At 68.1% G+C, this 17,154-nt stretch carries 21 protein-coding genes and 1 tRNA gene; 7 read left to right on the plus strand and 15 right to left on the minus strand.

Annotated elements, in window-relative coordinates:
* The first annotated feature begins 48 nt into the window (after nt 1-48).
* Nucleotides 49-1,218 carry a glycosyltransferase family 9 protein gene (locus FJV46_RS10430; RefSeq protein WP_087027492.1) on the plus strand — a complete coding sequence of 390 codons (1,170 nt, stop codon included), beginning with the start codon at nt 49-51 and terminating at the stop codon, nt 1,216-1,218.
* Here FJV46_RS10430 and FJV46_RS10435 read toward each other — a convergent pair.
* The 7 genes from FJV46_RS10435 to FJV46_RS10465 form a co-directional block, all read right to left on the minus strand.
* Nucleotides 1,184-1,849, minus strand: a complete 666-nt coding sequence (locus tag FJV46_RS10435) for an SDR family oxidoreductase (RefSeq protein WP_232008690.1) — start codon at nt 1,847-1,849, stop codon at nt 1,184-1,186. The genes FJV46_RS10430 and FJV46_RS10435 overlap by 35 nt on opposite strands.
* Before the next feature lie 162 nt (nt 1,850-2,011).
* Nucleotides 2,012-3,379, minus strand: coding sequence for a PfkB family carbohydrate kinase (locus tag FJV46_RS10440; protein WP_087027486.1), 1,368 nt, complete (start codon nt 3,377-3,379; stop codon nt 2,012-2,014).
* A complete protein-coding gene (locus FJV46_RS10445; RefSeq protein ID WP_232008691.1) occupies nt 3,376-3,951 on the minus strand; it encodes a D-sedoheptulose-7-phosphate isomerase in 576 nt (191 codons plus the stop codon). The genes FJV46_RS10440 and FJV46_RS10445 overlap by 4 nt, the downstream gene beginning before the upstream one ends.
* Before the next feature lie 134 nt (nt 3,952-4,085).
* Complete coding sequence (locus tag FJV46_RS10450) at nt 4,086-5,378, minus strand: glycosyltransferase (protein WP_087027485.1); 1,293 nt, start codon at nt 5,376-5,378, stop codon at nt 4,086-4,088.
* Entirely contained in the window at nt 5,375-6,376 is a 1,002-nt protein-coding gene (locus FJV46_RS10455; protein ID WP_087027483.1) for a glycosyltransferase, read from the minus strand. Before FJV46_RS10455 ends, FJV46_RS10450 begins: the two co-directional genes overlap by 4 nt.
* Nucleotides 6,373-7,485, minus strand: a complete 1,113-nt coding sequence (locus FJV46_RS10460) for a glycosyltransferase family 9 protein (RefSeq protein WP_087027597.1) — start codon at nt 7,483-7,485, stop codon at nt 6,373-6,375. The genes FJV46_RS10455 and FJV46_RS10460 overlap by 4 nt, the downstream gene beginning before the upstream one ends.
* A complete protein-coding gene (locus FJV46_RS10465) occupies nt 7,482-8,030 on the minus strand; it encodes a D-glycero-alpha-D-manno-heptose-1,7-bisphosphate 7-phosphatase (protein ID WP_087027481.1) in 549 nt (182 codons plus the stop codon). Before FJV46_RS10465 ends, FJV46_RS10460 begins: the two co-directional genes overlap by 4 nt.
* Before the next feature lie 233 nt (nt 8,031-8,263).
* On the opposite strand from FJV46_RS10465, the gene FJV46_RS10470 reads away from it, so the two are divergent.
* Nucleotides 8,264-9,367: a glycosyltransferase family 9 protein gene (locus tag FJV46_RS10470; RefSeq protein WP_087027479.1), complete on the plus strand. Its 1,104-nt coding sequence runs from the start codon at nt 8,264-8,266 to the stop codon at nt 9,365-9,367.
* A gap of 56 nt (nt 9,368-9,423) precedes the next feature.
* On the opposite strand, the gene FJV46_RS10475 is transcribed toward FJV46_RS10470, so the two are convergent.
* Both FJV46_RS10475 and FJV46_RS10480 read right to left on the minus strand, forming a co-directional pair.
* Nucleotides 9,424-10,251 carry a sigma-70 family RNA polymerase sigma factor gene (locus FJV46_RS10475; protein WP_158250128.1) on the minus strand — a complete coding sequence of 276 codons (828 nt, stop codon included), beginning with the start codon at nt 10,249-10,251 and terminating at the stop codon, nt 9,424-9,426.
* A gap of 235 nt (nt 10,252-10,486) precedes the next feature.
* Nucleotides 10,487-10,996, minus strand: a complete 510-nt coding sequence (locus FJV46_RS10480; RefSeq protein WP_087027475.1) for a MarR family winged helix-turn-helix transcriptional regulator — start codon at nt 10,994-10,996, stop codon at nt 10,487-10,489.
* A gap of 164 nt (nt 10,997-11,160) precedes the next feature.
* On the opposite strand from FJV46_RS10480, the gene bcp reads away from it, so the two are divergent.
* From bcp to FJV46_RS10495, 3 genes are all read left to right on the plus strand, one after another.
* Nucleotides 11,161-11,634 carry a thioredoxin-dependent thiol peroxidase gene (gene bcp / locus FJV46_RS10485; protein ID WP_087027473.1) on the plus strand — a complete coding sequence of 158 codons (474 nt, stop codon included), beginning with the start codon at nt 11,161-11,163 and terminating at the stop codon, nt 11,632-11,634.
* A 65-nt stretch (nt 11,635-11,699) separates the two neighbouring features.
* Nucleotides 11,700-11,781: transfer RNA gene (locus FJV46_RS10490), tRNA-Leu, on the plus strand.
* 88 nt (nt 11,782-11,869) lie between these two features.
* The gene (locus tag FJV46_RS10495) at nt 11,870-12,979 is read left to right on the plus strand and encodes a tyrosine-type recombinase/integrase (RefSeq protein WP_087027471.1); all 1,110 of its coding nucleotides are present in this window, start codon (nt 11,870-11,872) and stop codon (nt 12,977-12,979) included.
* 8 nt (nt 12,980-12,987) lie between these two features.
* On the opposite strand, the gene FJV46_RS10500 is transcribed toward FJV46_RS10495, so the two are convergent.
* From FJV46_RS10500 to FJV46_RS10530, 6 genes are all read right to left on the minus strand, one after another.
* Complete coding sequence (locus tag FJV46_RS10500; RefSeq protein ID WP_126130609.1) at nt 12,988-13,548, minus strand: hypothetical protein; 561 nt, start codon at nt 13,546-13,548, stop codon at nt 12,988-12,990.
* On the minus strand, nt 13,545-13,973 hold the full coding sequence (locus FJV46_RS10505) for a hypothetical protein (protein WP_087027468.1): 429 nt from the start codon (nt 13,971-13,973) through the stop codon (nt 13,545-13,547). Before FJV46_RS10505 ends, FJV46_RS10500 begins: the two co-directional genes overlap by 4 nt.
* Nucleotides 13,963-14,310: a hypothetical protein gene (locus FJV46_RS10510; protein WP_104150514.1), complete on the minus strand. Its 348-nt coding sequence runs from the start codon at nt 14,308-14,310 to the stop codon at nt 13,963-13,965. Before FJV46_RS10510 ends, FJV46_RS10505 begins: the two co-directional genes overlap by 11 nt.
* 135 nt (nt 14,311-14,445) lie before the next feature.
* Nucleotides 14,446-14,847 (minus strand): ImmA/IrrE family metallo-endopeptidase, encoded by a 402-nt coding sequence (locus FJV46_RS10515; protein WP_087027464.1) that lies wholly within the window; start codon nt 14,845-14,847, stop codon nt 14,446-14,448.
* A gap of 78 nt (nt 14,848-14,925) precedes the next feature.
* Nucleotides 14,926-15,531, minus strand: a complete 606-nt coding sequence (locus FJV46_RS10520) for a hypothetical protein (protein WP_087027462.1) — start codon at nt 15,529-15,531, stop codon at nt 14,926-14,928.
* 240 nt (nt 15,532-15,771) lie between these two features.
* The gene (locus tag FJV46_RS10530) at nt 15,772-16,311 is read right to left on the minus strand and encodes a hypothetical protein (RefSeq protein ID WP_179195198.1); all 540 of its coding nucleotides are present in this window, start codon (nt 16,309-16,311) and stop codon (nt 15,772-15,774) included.
* Between the two features lie 262 nt (nt 16,312-16,573).
* Between FJV46_RS10530 and FJV46_RS10535 the strand changes: the two genes are divergently transcribed.
* Nucleotides 16,574-16,831, plus strand: a complete 258-nt coding sequence (locus FJV46_RS10535) for a helix-turn-helix domain-containing protein (RefSeq protein ID WP_197715690.1) — start codon at nt 16,574-16,576, stop codon at nt 16,829-16,831.
* Nucleotides 16,828-17,121 (plus strand): hypothetical protein, encoded by a 294-nt coding sequence (locus tag FJV46_RS10540; protein ID WP_087027455.1) that lies wholly within the window; start codon nt 16,828-16,830, stop codon nt 17,119-17,121. Before FJV46_RS10535 ends, FJV46_RS10540 begins: the two co-directional genes overlap by 4 nt.
* The last annotated feature ends 33 nt before the right edge of the window (nt 17,122-17,154 follow it).

Here is a 17,154-nt window from a genome sequence, read left to right on the forward strand (position 1 = left end):
GGAGTTGGTCGGAGCCGGTGGACACGAACAGGAACGGGGAAGACCTTGATGGCGCACGGAGACACGACGGCGGATTTCGGCGGGCAGCGGGACACGACGCGATCCGTCGGCCCCGTCCTCCCCCCGTTCGAGGATGTTCGGCGGATCGCCGTGCTGCGGGGCGGCGGCCTGGGTGATCTCATGTTCGCCCTGCCTGCGATCGCGGCACTGAAGGCACGCTATCCCGGGGCGGACATCACCCTTCTCGGCATGCCGGGGCACGCCGCCCTCCTCGAGGGCAGGCCGGGGCCCGTCTCCAGGGTCGTCGAGCTTCCGTACTCCCCCGGCGTGCGTCCTGGTGGCGCCGTGGACGGCACGGCTGACGCGGACGCCGTCGATGCCTTCTTCGAAGGCCTTGCCGGCTCCTTCGACCTCGCGGTGCAACTGCACGGCGGCGGCCGGAACTCCAATCCTTTCCTGCTCCGCCTCGGCGCCCGCCACACGATCGGCACGCGGACGCCGGACGCCCCCGGGCTGGAGCGCACCATCCCGTACGTCTACTACCAGCACGAGGTCTTCCGCGCGCTCGAGGTCGTGGGCCTGGCCGGTGCCGTGCCGGTGGACCTGGAGCCGCGCGTGGCGGTCACGCCGGCCGAGGCCGCCCGGGCCGCTGAGCTCACGGGCACCGGCCCCGTGCTGGCCCTGCACCCGGGAGCCACAGATGCGCGCCGGAGGTGGCCGGCGGCGTCATTCGCCGAGATCGCGGTGCGGGCGGCGGCCGACGGCTGCGAGGTGGTGGTGGTCGGCGATGCAGGTGACGCCGCCGCGGCGGAGGAGATCGTGCGGATCGCCCGGGCCACGAGTCCGTCCGCGGACGTGCGGTCCCTGGCCGGCCAGCTCAGTCTGGGCGACCTCGCAGGCATCCTCGACCGCAGCGCCGTAATGGTGGGCAATGACAGCGGCCCCCGACATCTCGCGCAGGCCGTCGGCACGCCGACCATCGGCGTGTACTGGATCGGGAACGTGATCAACGCGGGAGCCATCGGTCGCTCCCTCCACCGCGTGCACTTCTCGTGGATCTCGCAGTGCCCCGTGTGCGGGGTCGACGTGACGCAGGTGGGCTGGACGGCGCAGCGATGCGAACACGATGACTCGTTCGTCGCGACCGTCCAGCCCGAGGCCGTCTATGCGGATGTGGCCGAACTCAGGGCCACGAGCCTTCTTCTGCGTGGGCGATGACCATCTCGCGGATCTCGCAGCTCTTCGGTTGCGAGAGCGCGAAGAGGATGGCCTCGGCCACGCGCTCGGGATCGTTCAGCCGTGAGTCGTCCTGCGGCTTGTACTGCTCGTCGCGATCGTCGAAGAACCGGGTCTTCATGCCGCCGGGAATGATCGTGGTCACGCCGATCTGACCTGCGGTCTCCGCGGCCAGGGCCTGCGAGAAGCCCATGACGCCGAACTTCGACGCGCAGTAGGCCGTCGCGTCGCCCACAGCCTTGATGCCGAGTGTGGACGCGATGGTGACCACGCGGCCGTGTGTCTCCTTCAGGTACGGCAGCGCCGCGCGGGCGGTGGATGCCGTCCCCATGAGGTTCACGCCGATCACCTTCTCCCACTGGTCTGCGGGAACGGTGTCGAGGGCACCGCAGCGGTCGATCCCCGCCGCTGTCACGACGGCATCGAGTCCGTCCATGGTCTCGGCGGCTTCACGCACCGCCTGCTCGACGGCCTCGCGATCGGAGACGTCCACTTCGAACGCCTTGACCCCGGTGACCCGGCTGATGTCCCGGTCCAGGACCACGGGAGTCCCACCCGCCGCGATCACGCCCTGCACGATCGCCGCACCGAGGCCGGAGCCTCCCCCGGTCACGAGGACGCGTCCGGGGTTGAAGCCCGCGGCCCCCGCACTGGTCGCACGGGTGGTCGCACTGGTGGTGCCGCTGGTGTTCTCGCTGGTGTTTTCGCTCACTGTGTTCCTTTCGTTGCGTGCGCGGGGTCCGTCGAATCGGACCCCGCACGGTTCTGCAGCCCGTCAGCCGACCCGGGCGAGCGCGGCTGCAAGTTTCGTGGTGGAGCGTGCCGGGATGTAGGGGACGGTGACCGTCCGACCACCCCAGGTGCTCACGAGGGCGGCTTCGGGAAGATCCTCGGCCGCGTAGTCACCGCCCTTGACCCAGATGTCCGGGCGCAGGCGGGAGATGGCGTTCTCGGGTGTCGATTCGCCGAAGACCAGGACGGCGTCCACGCACTCGAGGGCGGCGAGCAGTTCGGCGCGATCCTCCTGCCGGATGATCGGTCGGTGCTCACCCTTGAGCCCGCGGACGGACTCGTCGGAGTTGAGGCACACGATCAGGCAGTCACCGAGCCGGCGGGCCGCCGCGAGTGTCCGGGCGTGGCCGGCGTGGAGCAGGTCGAAGCAGCCGCCGGTCGCCACGACGGTGCCTCCCGCGTCCCGCGTGCGCTGGGCGACGGTCAGGGCGTCGAGCCCGTCGACGGGCAGTTGCCGCGGCGCTTCCCCGCGGGGTCCGCCGAGCGCCCCGACACCGCCGGAACCGAGGAAGTGCGCGGCCGCTTCGGTGGCCCGGTGCGCCGCGGCGTCGACGGTCCTCCCCTCCGCGAGGGCCACGGCGAGGGCCGAGGCGAAACGGTCCCCGGCCCCGCACGGATCGGACGCCGTCACGCGCGGCGCGGGGACCACCTGGGGCAGGAGCCCGGAGGCCGCGACGAGCGCGCCGTGCTCGCCCATGGTGACGATCACGGCCCTGCTGCCCCAGCGGGCCAGCAGGTCATCGGCGGCCGCTGCCGCACCCTGTGTCCCGGACTCCGTGCTGCCCGCGAAGCGGAGCGCTTCTCCGAGGTTCGGGGTCACCGCGGCAACACCCGGGACCGGCTGCGCCCCGGAGGGATGCGGATCCCAGACCACGGGTGTCGAACCGGCCATCGCCTCCAGCCGACGCCGGAGCTCCACGTTCGCGAGCAGTCCCCTGCCGTAGTCCGCGGCGATGACGGCATCGGCGCCCTCGAGCGCGGCGATCATGGCGGCGCTGCACGCGGGGACCAGCGGCGTGGCGCATCCCTCGTCGAAGCGGACCACCGGCTGACCTGAGGCCCGGACACGGGTCTTCACGGGGGTGGGGGCCCCGGACGGGCCGGCGACCACCGTGATGCCGTCCAGCTCGGCTCGCAGCAGCACCGCGGCGTCGTCGTCGCCGAGAACCGTCACCAGCACGGCCTCGTGCCCGTCGGCCTCCAGCATGCGGGCCACGAGGCCCGCACCTCCGGCGCGGCGCCGGACCGCGTCGACATCGACGACCGGCACCGGCGCGTCGGGTGACAGCCGACCGGCATCGCCGGACAGATCCGTGTCGAGGAGGACATCACCGACCACGACGATCCTCATCGCTGGTCCTCCTGGCGGCGGCGGCGCACCTCGGCGTCGAAGGCCCGGCAGATGGCGTGCAGGGCGATCAGGTGCCCCTCCTGGGCGTTCGCGGACTGCGCCTCCACGGCCACGAAGTCGTCCACGCAAGCCGTCAGCGGGTTGGAACCCGCCCCCGTCAGCGCCCACGTGGTGATGCCGGCCGCACGGGCGGCCTCCACCGCGCGCAGCAGATTCGGGCTCTTCCCGCTCGTGCTGAGCAGGATCAGGATGTCGCCCGGACGTCCGTGGGCGCTCACCTGGCGCGCGAACATGTGCTCGAAGCCGTAGTCGTTCGCTATGGCGGTCACGGCCGAACTCTCGGCATGGAGCGAGATGGCGGAGAACGGCTCGCGTTCACCGTCGAAGCGCCCCACGAGTTCGGCAGTGAGGTGCTGGGCCTCCGCCGCCGACCCTCCGTTGCCGGCCGCGAGCAGTCGCTGTCCGGCCATCAGGCGCGTCGCCATCTCGACTCCCCAGCCGGCGAGGGTCCCGGCGTTCTGCGCCAGTGACTCCAGTGCGGGCGTCACTGCGCGGAGATGTTCCAGGACCACACGGCGGGCGTCCTGCTGGACGTCGTCCTGCGACCGCCGTTCGTGATCGCGATGTGCCGGGGCGGCGGACGCGTCGTCCCGCGCCCGGCTTCCCGGTGTCGCCAGATCGGTGTACGTGTCGGAAAGGTGCGTGGTCACAGTGCCCTGCCTCCTGTGCTCTCGAGTCGACGCGCGGCGGTCCGCCGCGCAGTGGCCGGTTGTGCGGGCACGGCTGCGCCCAGTGCTGTCTGGTAGGCCTTCTCGGTGTCCGCCGCGATCCGGCTCCAGGAGTACCGTGCCCGGACCCGGCGGTAGCCGTTGTCGCCGAGGTCGCGTGCCCAGTCGGGGTCGGCCAGCAGTTCGGCGACCGCCCCCGCGATGGCTGAGGGATCCTGCGGGGGGACGTGCAGGCCTGTCTTGCCGTCCACGACGGTGTCCACGAGGCCTCCGACCGCGGCCGCGACGACGGGCGCACCGCACGCCATCGCCTCGAGGGGCACGATGCCGAAGGGCTCGTACCAGGGTGCGCAGACCACGGCGTCGGCGCTGCGGAGGAGGGCCGGCATCTCGGCCCGCGACACCTGCCCGCGGAGGATCACCCGGTCGGCGACGCCGAGCTCGGCGGCGAGGGACAGGAGCCGCTGCGCCTCGGGGTCCTCCTCCAGCACGGAGGTGTTGCCCCCTCCGCCGACGATCAGGAGTTCGACGTCGTCGTGCCCGGCGTCCTTGAGTGCGCGCAGGGCCCGGATCACGAGGTCCATACCCTTGCGGGGGACGAGGCGTCCCACGCTGACGATGCGGTGGGGCAGGCCGCGCCCCTCGACGGGCCCGTGGGGGCTGAAGAGTTCGAGGTCGACACCGCAGGGGGCGATCGAGACGCGGTTCGCCGGGACGCCCATGGCTTTCAACTCGAACACCTCGTCCGAGCAGGTGGCGACGATGCGGTCAGCGCTCCGTCCCACCATCGCCTCGAGCATGAGCCGCTCCGGGGGGCTCGTGTCCTCGGAGCCCTGGTGGCGCCGCTTGACGGTTCCGAGGGCGTGGAATGTCTGGAGGACCTGAACGTCCCGCCCCGCGCCGTGGCACTGGCGGGCGGCGTCGAGCGCGGCCAGACCGGACATCCAGAAGTGACCGTGGACGATGTCCGGCGGCGCCTGCCCCCAGTCCTCGACGATCCCGTCGGCGAGTTCGCCCATGAACGGCAGGAGCAGATCCTTCGGCACATGGCGCACCGGGCCTGCCGCGATGTGGACCACCTCCAGGCGGGGGTCGGTCCTGACGCGATCCGGTAGTGCGGGGTCGTCACGCCGGGTGTACACCGTGACGTCGTGCCCGCGGCGCGCGAGCGCGAGGGAGAGTTCCGCGACGTGGACGTTCTGTCCGCCGGCATCGACTCCCCCGAGGGCCGCGAGCGGGCTCGCGTGCTCTGACACCATCGATATCTTCACTGGGTTCTCCTCTCTCCGACCGCCAGGACACGGGTCCTCGCGGGTTGCTCCTCCAGCACGGCGTCCCAGTCGCCCAGGAACCGTGCGAGCCCGTACCGCTCGAGGGCTGCCTCACGCGCCACCAGTCCGCGCGAGCGCGCGTCGTTTGGGTCCGCCATGAGCCGGGCAGCTGTGCGGACCAGGTCCTCGACACGGGTGGAGACTGCCCCGGCGCCCGGCGGGACGGCCCGGGCCGCTTCGGTGGTGGCCAATGCCAGGACCGGGAGGCCCACATGCATCGCCTCTAAGAGGGAGAGGCCGAGCGAGGTCCAGCGCAGGGGGTGTACGTAGGCCCTCGAGCGGCCCAGCCGGGCGTGGAGCTCACCGGTCGGGAGGTCTCCCCCGATCCGCAGTTCGGCCGGTCCGAGGTCGAGTGCATCGCCGAGCCCGTCCGTCCCCATCCCGAAGACCTCGAGCGGGGCCACGCCCGCGAATCGGGGCAGGAGGTCGGTCCCGGTGATGCGTCCGCGACGGACGGGCTCGTTGATGACGGCGGCCAGTTGCTGCACCTCGCCCGTGTAGAGGTACCCCGGATCGACGATCCCGTGCTCGATCACGGTGGTGCTCGCGACCCCGCTGTCCCAGAACAGCTCGTTGAAATGGGTCACATGGATGATCGGGATCGCGGTCTGCCCGGCGAGCGGGTGGACCGTGCCCACGGTGTCCCGACGTGGTGTGTTGTGCTCGAGGAAGACCGCGGGCAGATCGCGGCCGGGGACGCGTCCTAGCAGCCGTTCGCACTCGGCGATCTCCTCGACCCGCTGCAGGACGACGACGTCGATGTCGGCGTCCGCCAGAGCGGCGGGGGCCACCTCGACCACCGAGGCGGGCCACGGGCGACTGGCTCGGCCGAGCCCCCACGGTCCGCCGTCCGGCGTCGTGGGCAGTACGTAGGTGTGCGCTCCCCTGACGAAAGCGTCCGTCCAGCCGCCGTGGACGTGCCATAACAGGATCCTCATCGGTTTCCCCTCGGTGTTCTGCGGCCGTCGGTACGGCCGATGCTGCGGCGCGAGCCGAGCGATGATATTCCGGAGCTGAGCCGTAGGGCGGCGTCGACGACGTCCTCCGGCGAGACGTTGGACAGGCAGGGATGGCCCTGGACGGGGCAGATCCGTGCCCGGCTCAGGGCGCAGGGCGCGTTCTGGTCGCCGAGGAGCTCCACCGGCACGCGGTAGGGTGCCCAGCGGACGGCGGGGACCACGGGTGAAAACAGGCACACCACCGGAGTGCCGACCGCGGCAGCCAGGTGCGCCGGACCTGTGTTGCCGGTGATCACGACGCTCGCGCCCGCGAGCACCGCTCCGAGGACCGGCAGGTCCGTCCGGCCGCCCAGATCCAGCGCTTCGGGTCCCGCCACGGTGGAGGTCAGTTCCGTCTCGCCCGGACCGCCGGTCACGACCACCCGGAAACCGGTCGCGGTCAGCAGTTCGACGGCGGCCGCGTGGTGCAGCGGCGGCCACGCTCGCGCCGGTACGGAGGCACCGGGATGCACGACGACGTAGGGGCCGCTCCCCACGAGTGCGGCCAGCTCGTCGGCGCCTGCGAGATTCGCGACCTGGAGCCGTCCGTCGTCGCCCGCGGGCAGGACATAGCCGGCCGCCTCGGCGATCCCCAGGGCCCGCTCGGCCTCCGGCTGGTCCTCCGGGAAGTCCTCCCCGGGCTTGAGCCGAACATCGAGGAGCGAGCCGGCGTAGTCCACGGACGCTCCGGCGATGCGTCTCACCCCGGCGAGGCGCAGGAGCAGGGCCAGCGGCAGCGGTGACTGGTGGAAGGACGTGAGGATGACGGCCTCGTCCGCTCCGACGGCCACGACGGCATCGTGCAGCTCGGTCACCAGCCCGGGCGTCGGCTCCGGCGCCGGATCGATGATCCACGGTGCGGACCACGTGATCACGTCGACGACCCCCGGCAGCAGCCGTGCCGCCGCAGCACCCTGTGGCCCGCAGAGCATGACGACGTCGTTGGGCGAGTCCCCGTGGTCGCCCGCGGCGATCGCGCGGACCGCCGGACCTGCGAGCAGCACATCGCCCGCGCTGTCCAGGCGTGCCACCAGGACGCGGCGCCTCATGGCGTCCCCGCCCACAGCAGCTCGACGGCCTCGGCGAGACTGTCCGCCACGGCGGGAGCGGCGTCCACCTCGTTCTGGAGCGTGATGCCCGTCGGGACCAGGACGCCGCGTGCGCCGGCGGCCGCGGCCGCTCCCATGTCCGCGCCGATGTCCCCGATCACGGCGACGGAACCGGGGTCGACCCCCAGGCGGGCGCTCGCCGAGAGGACCATGCCGGGTGCCGGCTTCCGGCACCCGCAGGCGTCGTCGTTCCCGTGCGGGCAGATCTCCCACACGTCGAAGGGGCCGAGCAGGTGCTCGACGCGCGCATTGACGGCATCCACCTGCTGACGCGTGACCAGGCGCCTCGCGATACCCGACTGGTTCGTGATGACACCGATGGGAATTCCGCGCGAGCGCAGACCGTCGAGCACCTCGCGGGCACCCGGCATGGGGCGCACCAGGGACGGTTCGCCGTTGTACGGGACGTCCACGACGATGGTCCCGTCGCGGTCGAACAGGACGGCCCGAGGAGCTGCCCGTGGGAGTTCGGCCGAAGTATGCATACAGGCTTAGTTCCCGAGAAGCAGCAGTACTAAACACTTTGCGTCGAACTTCTTCTCCTGCTTCTCCTGCTGCAGCTCCTCCTGCCTGCGCCCGACTGTTCGTCCAGTTGTTCTTCCGACTGTTCTTCCAGTTGTTCTTCCAGCTGTTCTTTCAGCTGGAGGACCGCGAGCGCCCCACCTGCCCACCACGCGTGGGGAAAGCGCCTGTCCCATCCTCTGGCAGGATGTTGCGCATGACTTCCGAGGGCATCAGCGCCGCGAGCACCCAGCAGCCGACCCCACCTGCATCCGGGGTAGCCGTCTCCGCGCAGAGCGAAGCAGGACGACCTTCCCGCACCGGCCCGGCCTCCACTGGGGCCTCCACTGGGGCCTCCACGACGACCCCCACTCGGGCGTCCACCCCGGCGCCGGACGGGCGCCCCGAGATCCTCGCCCTCCGCGCACTGAAGCTCGGGGACCTCCTCGTCGCCGTGCCGGCGCTCAAGGGTCTGCGGAGGGCTTTCCCGGACCACCGGATCCTTTATGCGGCCCAGGAGTGGCTGCGCCCCATCGTCGGGCTGACCGACGCCATCGACGACCTCCTGCCCACGCACGGACTCGACGATCCCCTGCCCATCGAGCACGGGCGGATCGATCTCGCCGTCAACCTCCACGGCAACGGGGCCGAGAGCCGCGGACGGCTCGAAGAGATCGGGGCGGCACGCCGGATGGGTCACCGCTCGCCCGGCTGGGACGGCCCCGAGTGGCAGGACGGCGTCCTCGAGCGTGAGCGATGGGCGCATCTCGTGAGCTGGCACGGCGTCCCGGCCGACCCCCTGGATTGCAGGCTGCGCGTTCCCGACGGCGAGAGCCCGGCACCGGACGCCGTGGTCATCCACGTCGGGGCGGCGTACGGCAGCCGCCTCTGGCCCGTCGACCGCTTCGGCGAGGTGGCCCGCACACTGGCCGCCGCCGGCCACCGGGTGGTGTTCACGGGCAGCGACAAGGAGCGCGCACGTGCACTGGCCGTGGCCGATGCCGCCGGCCTGCCCGAGGACACGGTCGCAGCCGGCACCCTCCCCCTCGACCGGTTCGCGCGACTCGTCGCCGGCGCCGGCCTCGTGATCTCGGCGGATACCGGAGCCGCGCACCTGGCGTCCGCCTATGCGCGGCCGTCCGTGGTCCTGTTCGGTCCCGCCCCGGCGTCGGAGTGGGGCCCACCACCCGGCCCCCACACGGTCCTCACGGACGAGTCGCTCCGCGTGGGCGAGACATTCTCCCCCACGCCCGACCCCGCCCTCATGGCCGTGACGGTCGAACAGGTCCTCGCTGCCGCGGCCGCCCACGGCGTCGCCTAGCGCTTCGCCGGGCGCGGCCTTGACCACCCGAGGACGACGCTGACATCACGCCACCATCAGGCGATGCTGGACCCCGCGCCGCGTGCTTCCTCCTGCGCCGGCGCCTCCAGGAGTCGCTTCTGCAGTTTGACGAGGATGCGCGCGAGCGCGCGGGACACCTGCATCTGGGACATCCCCAACTCGTCCGCCATCGCCTGCTGGGTCTGCTCCATGAAGTAGCGGCGGTAGAGAAGCTCCTTCTCCCCGCCGTCCAGTGCATTGACGGCACCCCGCAGCGAGATCATGTCGTCGCTGCGATCCGTGCCGGCGGCATCCGTCGCAAGGGTGTCCGCCCAGCTGCGCCCCTCGAACGGAGCGTCGAGCGAGTCCGGGCGGAGGCTCGACTGGCAGGCCTGCGCCTCGAGGATCTTCGCCTCCGGCCACCCGAGTTCGACGCCGAGCTCACGCGCCGTCGCCTCTCGTCCCAGCCGCTGCGCCATCGCGGGCGCAGTCCTCGCGATCTCCGTCCGCAGGTCCTGCACATCCCTCGGCGGTCGCACGACCCAGCACGAATCGCGCAGGTACCGCTTGATCTCGCCGGTGATCGTGGGCACGGCGAAGGATGCGAACGGGACGCCCCGCGCCGGGTCGAACCGCTGGACGGCCTTGATGAGACCCAGATAGGCGACCTGCCGGATATCGGATGCTTCCGGCCCGGTGACGGCGAACGATCGTGCCACCGACTCCGCGATGTCGAGGTGCCGCAGCGCGATGTCATCCTGCAGCGCCGCCTTGAGGGGCCGATCGACCCGAGGCCCCCTGCCATGCGGCTGGTCGGCCGTGGCCTGGTCCGAGGACGGCCTGCGGGCTGCGTCGGTGATCCGGGGCGTGAGGGTGCTCTGCATACTGTTCTCCATCGGGAAGGCGCGTCGTACGCTTCCCAACAAAACATCAGCATGCTTAGTACGCAATCACCTTCTCCACCACAGCTACTTTCCTCCGAGGCCTTCCCTTCTCCTTACCCGTCGTGTAGGCAGCCGGCCGTGACTGCTTCGATCATCCGACGAAAAAGCCCCCTGCCGGTCGGCAGGGGGCGGGGCGGGCGACCGGGCGGCGGTGTGTCGATGGGAGGTCGGCGGGTCAGCTCACCACGGTGGCGGCGGGGCCGGATGCGCCGGGCTTCGCGCTGGTCGCATCTTCGCCTGCTGCGGCGTCACTGGCCACCCAGTTCCAGCGTGGGGCCCCGAGTTCACGGATCACGCTCTGCAGGTGCGTTCTCAGCTCCTCAGACACCAAGCCGCCACCTGCCACCAGGGTGCGCTCGATGTCGTCCGCCGCCTCGAGGACGGCGTGGCCCGCCGGGGCGATCGAGACCATGTGCGAGCGGCGATCGAGATCGTTCCGCACACGAGTCACGTGCCCTCTCGTCTCGAGGCGGGAAAGGGTCTTGCCCATCGTCTGCGCCTGGACACGGACGATCTGCGCGAGGCTGGCCTGCGTCATGGCACCCTGATCGGCCAGGACACCGAGCGCGATCACGCCGGCGTGGGTGACACCGATGTCGACGAGCCGCTCGTTCCACGCGTGTTCGACGAGGCGCGCGGCAGTGGTCAACAGTCGACCGGTGGGCCATTGCTCCAGATCGGGCATAGGACAGTGCACTTCCTCTCGCTCAGGTAACCGGCAGCCGCCGTCGGTGTCGGATCTTCCCTCTATGATAGCTAGGCTGGCTAGCCAATCCGTCCATGCCAGCAGTCCAGGGCCTGCCTCCCGGTACGCCCGACCATCCGGCCGCTCGATCCTCAGGAGTCTGTATGTCAGAACGACTAGCCCCCGGCGACAGTGCCCCCGACTTCACCCTTCCCGCCGCGGACGGCACGTCCGTGAGCCTCTCTGCCCTCCGCGGCACCAAAGTGGTCATCTACTTCTACCCGGCGGCGGCGACCCCCGGCTGCACCACGGAGGCGTGCGACTTCCGCGACAACCTGGCATCCCTCAAGGGCGCCGGTTATACGGTGCTGGGCCTCTCGCCCGATGCCGTCGGCAAGCTCGCCTCCTTCTCCGAACAGGAGTCCCTGACCTTCCCGCTGCTCTCCGACGAGGACCACGCCGTCGCGGCAGCCTACGGGGCGTGGGGCGAGAAGAAGAACTACGGGAAGACCTACGAGGGCCTGATTCGTTCGACAGTCGTCGTCGACGAAGAGGGGTCCGTGAGCCTCGCCCAGTACAACGTGCGGGCGACAGGCCATGTTGCGAAGCTCCGCCGAGATCTCGGCATCGACGCGTAGGGCGCAGCCCGTGCTCACCGAGCGCTAGGGTGGATGGCTGGATGGTCTTTGACGGGAGCATCCGGGCGCGAGTGGCGGAATTGGCAGACGCGCTGGATTTAGGTTCCAGTGTCTTCGGACGTAGGGGTTCAAGTCCCCTCTCGCGCACAGTAAAACGACTAGTCAGCGGCACATCGGCCGGGCTGGTGTTGATGAAGTTGGCGAAAGTGTTGATCGGACTCGTACTATTCCGGTCATGGCCAGCATCAAACACCAGACCCGGTCCGATGGATCGACCCGTCACCAGGTCCTGTGGCGCGACCCCGAGACGCGAATGCAGCGCTCGCAGTCCTTCGATGATCCCTCCGCCGCGGAGATGCTGAAGAACTTCCTCAACGCCAACGGCCAGTCCTTCGCGCTCGCGTCCGAGGCGGCCGCCGATCTCCGCTCCACCGCGCCGCGGGTGCGCGACGTCGTCGCTAACCACATCGCCGGCATCACGGGCATCGAACCGGGCACCCGCTTCCGCTATCGCCGCCTCCTTGAGAACCACATCGACCCGTGCCTGGGCAGCATCCCCGTCGACCGGCTCCGGCGCTCGCAGGTCCTGTCCTGGTTCGAAGGGATGAGCGTGGCGGACAAGACCCGGAAGAACATCCACGCGCTCCTCTCCGCATCGCTGGAGACGGCCGTCGCTGGCCGCCTCGTCGCGGAGAACGTGGCCAAGGGCATCCGTGGTCCCAAGTCCTCCGTGCGGACGCGAGAGCCGGTCTTCCTGAGCAAGGAACAGGTCGAAGTGCTGGCCGACACGATCGACCCCCGATACGCCACCCTCGTCCGCTTCTTCGCAGCCTCCGGCCTCCGGTACGGCGAGGCCACGGCACTACGCCGGCGGGACGTGAGGAAGCACGACGACGGACGGTACGTCGTGCACGTGACCAGGGCGTGGAAAAAGATTGAGAAAGGCTACGAGCTAAGCGGCCCCAAGAGCCCTAAGAGCCGACGCACCGTCGCGCTACAGCGCTCGCTGACACCGGCCGTCACGGAGCAGCTCGAGGGACTCCGGCCCGACCGCCTAGTGTTTCAGAACACCAAGGGCGACCCTCTCCGGCACGATTTGTTCCGCCGTGTCTACTGGCTGCCCGCGATGGAGGCCCTGCTCGGGCGCGACGTCGAGCCGGTCTTCGACCAAGCGCCCACCCCGCACGATCTCCGACATACTCATGCGAGCTGGCTGATCGCCGCCGGCGTCCCACTCCCCGTTATCCAGGCAAGGCTGGGGCACGAGAACATAACGACCACCGTAGGCACTTACGGACATCTGGCGATTGGTGCGGACGCCAGTGCGGCAGATCTGCTGGGGTAGATCGAGACCTAGGCCTTCAGCTCAGGGCGACCGACGAACACGGATAATTTGGTACGGAAGTCGACTCTTTGGTCCTCAGTCATCTCCCATATTTTGCTCTGCACAAGGGACTCGATGGCCGGCACTGCTGGTCCAAGCGTCGTAATAGCACTGAACTCGGCGGCTGCTAACTCCACGGGTCCATCTATATGGTCCCGCAGGATGACGGGAAAGTAGTTGAGGAACGAAAACACTGGGTCTCCAGCGTCGTTGATGTCTGGCGTTCCACACCCTGCAATTGCCCCGTGTTGAGAGTGAGTCGGCGGAACCGGGATCAGCGGCGCAACGAGTATTCCCTTTCGGGCGCGAGGGTTCTCCAAATCACAGTCGTAGGAGCAGACGATTACTAGGCGTTGATCGGTGTCGTGCGCCGCTCGAATCGTTTGCCCAAACTCCGGAACCTGCGCGCTTACTGTACTGCCGCCGGCACTTACGTATGCCGACCTTCTCAGGTCCCAGTGCGGGAAGAAGTCGACAGAGCAAACGTCGCCCTGGCGGAGGACCGGCAGAGCTTCAAGATCGGAAGTCATCCCATCGGCTCTTCATCAGCCATCACGTCGACATTCGGCTGAACCACCTGCGCCCGCTTCATGACCTCAAACCACTCGCGGGGCACAGCGACCGGGGCAGGGTCGCCGAAATCGTACTCCTCTTCTTCGGCGGCGGTGTCGTGTAGGCCCGACGGAGCAGTGCTCCTCAGCTCCAGTGAAACTGTTGGCACATGAGCAACCGTGATGGGTACTCGGTCGTGCACGAACCTAGTTGGGACGTGAACGAGATCGATTGACGCAGGGTGACCAAAGTTGGAGCGAGCGGACGACCGCTCGAACTGGGTCATCGGGTCCGGAAGCGCATCCCCCTCGGGAAGCTGTTGCAAGTAGATGGGCTGACCAAAGGAAGCTGCCGTGCTAAGGACGGCGATAGTTCCGGCCTGGCGTACGAGCCTAGAGGTCACGGCTGTCCTCCCCTGCCCGGTCGAACGCCTTCAGGATGTTGTCGAGCGAGTCTCGCAGATTACGCACGATATCTAGGGTCAGGTAGAACTGCCCTGTCACCGTTACAGGGATGGCACCGAATTCGCTGATCATCTCCGGCGTGGGGTTGTCAGGAAAAAGTGGCGGCATTGCATGCCCAAAGCGCACATAGATCCCAGCTGGCGCGCTGCCGTCGGGAAGAGCGTTGATACCGGGCTGCACCATCACTTGATTGACGAACAGTGGCTGACTCCGCGGGTCAATCTCCCATTGAGAAGGCAACTGGAAGTTCTGCGGGTCTTCGGCATGCGTCGTCATGCATGTGAGTATTTCACAGCAGACCAAACGTTGGCTCGGACATCCCCCGACAACGCTGCACTGGGCTGCGCTGCCCGCGTCGTTCGGTCGGCGATCTCACAGACCGTCAACTTAATGTCCCAAGCTGGGCATTCTTCAGCCAAGCGAGTGAAGAGTGTCGCGTTCCTTCGCGTCGAGGTGGTTGAGGCGGTCGAGAAGGACTTCGGGCGTGACCCACAGTTCGTCGGCCATCTCCCACAAGTCGTTCCCGGACCATTGCCTGGCGGCGGTGAGGTCTTCGAGGGGGATGAGCCGGCGCGCGACGATGACTCGGACGACCAGCTCGACCCGCGGGCATTGGTGGCCGCGGTGTCCCATACGAATGTGCTGGAGCTCGTGGGCCAGTGCACACCGGCGTTCGACCTGCAGGAGCCATTTGTCCATAAGAATGCGGTCGACGCCGTTGGTTCGGGCGTGTATGCCTTCGGGCAGCTCGCCCCACTCAACGGTGACATGGGGCATCGCGCGCAGTTCGCGCCAGGGGTGGGTTGAGACCATGCCACCAAAGCTAAATAGGGCCGGTGACCTTATTGGTTCGCAGGGTGAACTACATCGCTGTTATTTAGCGACAGCAAACTAGCCGTGAACGCTGATTTTCAGATCAGACACTTCGGCCGCGATCACCTTATCGAACAGATTCTGCACGGTTGATCCCCGGGCCAGCCCCAGTTCTTCAAGGCTTTTCGCGTTTGGCATCGAGCCCTCTTTGAGCATCGCAACGCCATAGACGATGTCGGTGTGTGGGTTCATCTGTAGCGTCATGCCCTCGTCATCTGTCAGCTGGTCTAGGCACCATCCGAGCAGGTCCGTCGGTGCTACACACACGAGGAGGCGTTCCCCAGTCCTGAGCTGCGGCTTCCGCCAGGAGCTGTCGTCGATCGTTCCGCTCTCAATGGATGCGAGCATGCGCCCTACGCAAGCATTGCGCTGCTCTTTGGCGGCTTCATCTTGATCAATGCCTAGGAAGCGCACGAGGTATTCATCGCCGTCCGGCGTGCTTGCAACCTTCTGCTCGTGCAGCCAGGTCGTCGCAGAACTGTCCACCAGTGCCTCAAGCGCTGGCACCTGCCCCAGCGCTTCGGCCATGGTGTCATAGGCGGCCACTAATCCCGGGATCTGCGGAGAGGTCACGGCGTAGCCAAACTGCTCGTAGTCCGTGAAGATCAGATGTAGGTCAGCCATTTCGCAACACCTCCCGCGCTTCCTCAATAGTCAAACCAACTTGTACCACAAGTATATTCCGCACTGTGTGGGGGGCGAAGGTGTGCTTGTCGTGAGACCACCAATGTAGGTCCTGCCGCCCCTCGCATCTGAGCAGAAGGTGGCTTCCGCCGCCACGCTCCGGATCGTCGCGGTAGCCGAGGCGCCAGAGGATTCCTCGTAGCTTTTTAGCCTTCATCGAAGGGAAGCCGGGTACGGGGCTCAAGCTCCGCCCCCGGCCTCGGCGGCCTCGTCTTGCAGCCGCCTGAGGCGTCTTCCCTGGCTCTCCCGGCCGGTGTCGTATGCGGCGAGGTCGACGTCGTCTTGCGTCGCCTCGTCGCTTGGTGCAGGGCTCTCCCCTGCTCGCGTAATGGGGGCGGTACTGACATTCCCATCACCTTCCTCCTGAGTTGCAGCTCTGACCACAGCGATCAGGGCGTCCTGCATGGAGGGTGACAGCTTCTCGGTGCCCGCCGGCAGCCTGGTGGCGAAGGGCGAGGTGGAGTCGGTGACGTCTAGCCCGAGGCTGGCTGCATACGCCAGCACTACTGACTTTTCGCTGACCCGAAGAATGGCCGCAAGCGCCCGAAAGGTGTCCGGGTTCTTCGGCCAACTCTTCGGCCCAGAAACGACGAGCTCATTCACGTACTGAAACTTGAGGCTGTAACCCGCCTTCGATGCTCGCTCCACCAGGTCGCGATAGGACAGCCCGGAGGCGTCTTTCTCGGACCTGAGTAGCTCGCTGATCGACTGCATTGTCATAGCTTCATCGTTCCTATTCGGGATGCGCAAGCGGCTTGAAAACGAGCCGTCTACCAGCGCGGGACACGCTCACACTATCGAACCGTCTACTAAATAGTTGAGCAGGTACCCCCGCCCCGCGCTACTGCGGCCTAGCGCGGCTGGCGCCCCCTGTTGACACTCGTCTACCAGTAGACCTATGTTTGTACCGTACTGATTGACAGCTAGACGTCTACTAGGGGACACTATGGAAAACAGAAGAAGACCGACCAGAGGAGTCTGGATGCGACTGAACAGCGCAGACACGCTGCGGGCGCTGATGGTGCAGAACCGAATCTCGATGGGCATGATGGCCGATTACGTCGGATGCTCCAAGGGATTCATCTCTCACCTCCTCGCTGAGCGCCGGAGGTCTTGCACCCCGCTGCTCGCCGACCGGATCTCGAGGGTTCTCCACGTCCCCACAAGCGTTCTTTTCGTGGAAACTAAGTCCCCCACTGCGGTACAAAATGTCAAGCAACGAGAGAAGGTGCCGGCATGACGACCAAGGTGTTCTTCACCCCGAAGGAAGTGGCGGAGGAGCTTGCTCCCGCTATCCAGGAGTTCACGATCATCAGGAAGGCCCGCGCGAAGGAGATCGAGTGCTCGCGTGGATCGAAGAACGCCATCCTCTTCACGCGTAGGCAGATCGATCTGCTCATCGACTCGATGAAGCAGCCCGCCGCCCCGAAGCAGATTCCGGCGCCGGCTGAGCTGGTCGCGGTACCGGAACGCCCGAACGTCTTCGGCGCGACGGAGCGATCCCACCGGCGCTCGCAGCGCACGGGCTGACACAGACTCTCCCGCGGCAATCCCCCAGCAGTC

Source organism: Arthrobacter agilis (assembly GCF_006494655.1).
Lineage (GTDB): Bacteria > Actinomycetota > Actinomycetes > Actinomycetales > Micrococcaceae > Arthrobacter_D > Arthrobacter_D agilis.

Coding starts and splice junctions, on each gene's coding strand:
- FJV46_RS10430 (WP_087027492.1), top strand. CDS start 49: ATGGCGCACGGAGACACGACGGCGGATTTCGGCGGGCAGCGGGACACG.
- FJV46_RS10440 (WP_087027486.1), bottom strand. CDS start 3,379: ATGAGGATCGTCGTGGTCGGTGATGTCCTCCTCGACACGGATCTGTCC.
- FJV46_RS10455 (WP_087027483.1), bottom strand. CDS start 6,376: ATGAGGATCCTGTTATGGCACGTCCACGGCGGCTGGACGGACGCTTTC.
- FJV46_RS10460 (WP_087027597.1), bottom strand. CDS start 7,485: ATGAGGCGCCGCGTCCTGGTGGCACGCCTGGACAGCGCGGGCGATGTG.
- FJV46_RS10465 (WP_087027481.1), bottom strand. CDS start 8,030: ATGCATACTTCGGCCGAACTCCCACGGGCAGCTCCTCGGGCCGTCCTG.
- FJV46_RS10470 (WP_087027479.1), top strand. CDS start 8,264: ATGACTTCCGAGGGCATCAGCGCCGCGAGCACCCAGCAGCCGACCCCA.
- FJV46_RS10475 (WP_158250128.1), bottom strand. CDS start 10,251: ATGCAGAGCACCCTCACGCCCCGGATCACCGACGCAGCCCGCAGGCCG.
- FJV46_RS10480 (WP_087027475.1), bottom strand. CDS start 10,996: ATGCCCGATCTGGAGCAATGGCCCACCGGTCGACTGTTGACCACTGCC.
- bcp (WP_087027473.1), top strand. CDS start 11,161: ATGTCAGAACGACTAGCCCCCGGCGACAGTGCCCCCGACTTCACCCTT.
- FJV46_RS10495 (WP_087027471.1), top strand. CDS start 11,870: ATGGCCAGCATCAAACACCAGACCCGGTCCGATGGATCGACCCGTCAC.
- FJV46_RS10500 (WP_126130609.1), bottom strand. CDS start 13,548: ATGACTTCCGATCTTGAAGCTCTGCCGGTCCTCCGCCAGGGCGACGTT.
- FJV46_RS10510 (WP_104150514.1), bottom strand. CDS start 14,310: ATGACGACGCATGCCGAAGACCCGCAGAACTTCCAGTTGCCTTCTCAA.
- FJV46_RS10515 (WP_087027464.1), bottom strand. CDS start 14,847: ATGGTCTCAACCCACCCCTGGCGCGAACTGCGCGCGATGCCCCATGTC.
- FJV46_RS10520 (WP_087027462.1), bottom strand. CDS start 15,531: ATGGCTGACCTACATCTGATCTTCACGGACTACGAGCAGTTTGGCTAC.
- FJV46_RS10530 (WP_179195198.1), bottom strand. CDS start 16,311: ATGACAATGCAGTCGATCAGCGAGCTACTCAGGTCCGAGAAAGACGCC.
- FJV46_RS10535 (WP_197715690.1), top strand. CDS start 16,574: ATGCGACTGAACAGCGCAGACACGCTGCGGGCGCTGATGGTGCAGAAC.
- FJV46_RS10540 (WP_087027455.1), top strand. CDS start 16,828: ATGACGACCAAGGTGTTCTTCACCCCGAAGGAAGTGGCGGAGGAGCTT.